The sequence below is a fragment of the Stenotrophomonas geniculata ATCC 19374 = JCM 13324 genome, assembly GCF_001431625.1.
Taxonomy (GTDB): Bacteria; Pseudomonadota; Gammaproteobacteria; order Xanthomonadales; family Xanthomonadaceae; genus Stenotrophomonas; species Stenotrophomonas geniculata.
The window spans coordinates 1-741 of the sequence record NZ_LLXT01000080.1; the positions used below are offsets into that span (position 1 = coordinate 1).

Here is a 741-nt window from a genome sequence, read left to right on the forward strand (position 1 = left end):
ACCCCGGTCTGCTCAAACACCCCGGTCACCCAATCGATGAACACCCGCAAGCGCGGTGACGGCGTGCGGTTGCGTGGGTAGACCAGGCTCAGCGGACTCGGCGTCGGTGGCGTCTCGGGCAACAGCTCCGCCAACTGTCCGCGCGCGATGTACGGGTCCATCCGGTAGCGCGGCGCCTGGATGATGCCCAGGCCCGCCAGCGCGGCACCAAGGAACGCGTCAGCACCGGACACTCGCACCCGTGCCGGCAGCGGCACGTAGCGCACCTGCCCGCCCTGCTGGAACTCCAGAGGAATCAGCTGGCCGGTGGCGCTGGAGCGGTAGCCGACCATCTGGTGGCCGTCCTGCAGCGATTCGATGGTATCGGGCAGGCCGTGCGCCTGCACATAGCCCGGCGAGGCCACCGTGACCTCGCGCAGCATGGTCAACCGTCGCGCCGCCAGATCGCTGTCGGCCAGCGTCCCCACCCGCAACGCCGCATCCACGCCTTCACGCAGCAGGTCGACATAGCGGTCACCCTCGCTGACGTCCAGTTCGATCTCCCGGTAGCGCTGCAGGAATTCCGGCAGGTGCGGAAACAGCAGGTGCCGGCCCAGCGTGCCATGCACTTCGATACGCAACGGGCCGCGCGGCGGCGCGTCACGGAACGCAGCCTCGGCATCATCCATGTCGGCGATCAGGCGCAGGCAACGGCCATAGAAAGCCTCGCCTTCCAGCGTCGGCACTACCAGCCGCGTGGTC

The 741-nt window shown here is 68.7% G+C and carries 1 protein-coding gene; it reads right to left on the bottom strand.

Going from position 1 to position 741, the window contains the following annotated elements; translation table 11 throughout:
- Positions 1-741 (bottom strand): LysR substrate-binding domain-containing protein (locus tag ARC63_RS04425; protein ID WP_057502614.1); only part of this gene is annotated, 741 nt, incomplete at both ends.